This window comes from Vibrio sp. Y2-5 (genome assembly GCF_014596725.1).
GTDB lineage: Bacteria > Pseudomonadota > Gammaproteobacteria > Enterobacterales > Vibrionaceae > Vibrio.
In genome coordinates, this window is record NZ_JACVEG010000031.1 from 1 (window position 1) to 1753 (window position 1753).

Consider the following 1753-nt stretch of genomic DNA (forward strand, 5'->3'; position numbering starts at 1 on the left):
TTCGCTACCTTAGGACCGTTATAGTTACGGCCGCCGTTTACCGGGGCTTCGATCAAGAGCTTCGTCCGAAAACTAACCCCATCAATTAACCTTCCGGCACCGGGCAGGCGTCACACCGTATACGTCATCTTACGATTTTGCACAGTGCTGTGTTTTTAATAAACAGTTGCAGCCACCTGGTATCTGCGACTCTCATCAGCTCCATCCGCGAGGGACTTCACCGTCAAGAGCGTACCTTCTCCCGAAGTTACGGTACCATTTTGCCTAGTTCCTTCACCCGAGTTCTCTCAAGCGCCTTGGTATTCTCTACCCGACCACCTGTGTCGGTTTGGGGTACGATTCCTTACAATCTGAAGCTTAGAGGCTTTTCCTGGAAGCATGGCATCAATGACTTCACTACCGTAGTAGCTCGACATCGTGTCTCAGCCTTAAAGAGAGCCGGATTTACCTAACTCTCAAGCCTACGCACTTGAACCTGGACAACCGTCGCCAGGCCCACCTAGCCTTCTCCGTCCCCCCATCGCAATTGTAAGAAGTACGGGAATATTAACCCGTTTCCCATCGACTACGCCTTTCGGCCTCGCCTTAGGGGTCGACTCACCCTGCCCCGATTAACGTTGGACAGGAACCCTTGGTCTTCCGGCGAGGAGGTTTTTCACCCCCTTTATCGTTACTCATGTCAGCATTCGCACTTCTGATACCTCCAGCATGCTTTACAACACACCTTCAACGGCTTACAGAACGCTCCCCTACCCAATGCGATAAATCGCATTGCCGCAGCTTCGGTTTACTACTTAGCCCCGTTACATCTTCCGCGCAGGCCGACTCGACTAGTGAGCTATTACGCTTTCTTTAAATGATGGCTGCTTCTAAGCCAACATCCTAGCTGTCTGAGCCTTCCCACATCGTTTCCCACTTAGTAGTAATTTGGGACCTTAGCTGGCGGTCTGGGTTGTTTCCCTCTCCACGACGGACGTTAGCACCCGCCGTGTGTCTCCCGGATAGTACTTACTGGTATTCGGAGTTTGCAAAGGGTTGGTAAGTCGGGATGACCCCCTAGCCTTAACAGTGCTCTACCCCCAGTAGTATTCGTCCGAGGCGCTACCTAAATAGCTTTCGGGGAGAACCAGCTATCTCCGAGTTTGATTGGCCTTTCACCCCTAGCCACAAGTCATCCGCTAATTTTTCAACATTAGTCGGTTCGGTCCTCCAATTGATGTTACTCAATCTTCAACCTGCCCATGGCTAGATCACTCGGTTTCGGGTCTATATCCAGAGACTGAAGCGCCCAGTTAAGACTCGGTTTCCCTACGGCTCCCCTATACGGTTAACCTTGCCACTGAATATAAGTCGCTGACCCATTATACAAAAGGTACGCAGTCACAGGACAAAGCCTGCTCCTACTGCTTGTACGTACACGGTTTCAGGTTCTATTTCACTCCCCTCACAGGGGTTCTTTTCGCCTTTCCCTCACGGTACTGGTTCACTATCGGTCAGTCAGGAGTATTTAGCCTTGGAGGATGGTCCCCCCATATTCAAACAGGATATCACGTGTCCCGCCTTACTCGTTTTCACTCAAAATGACATGTCGGTTACGGGGCTATCACCCTGTATCGCGAGACTTTCCAGACTCTTCACCTGTGTCATTAAAAGCTTAAGGGCTAATCCAATTTCGCTCGCCGCTACTTTCGGAATCTCAATTGATTTCTTTTCCTCGGGGTACTTAGATGTTTCAGTTCTCCCGGTTCGCCTC

General features: G+C 50.7%; 1 rRNA gene. It reads right to left on the reverse strand.

From position 1 onward, the window contains the following. A 23S ribosomal RNA gene (locus tag HUO09_RS21640) occupies positions 1-1753 on the reverse strand; the annotation flags it as partial.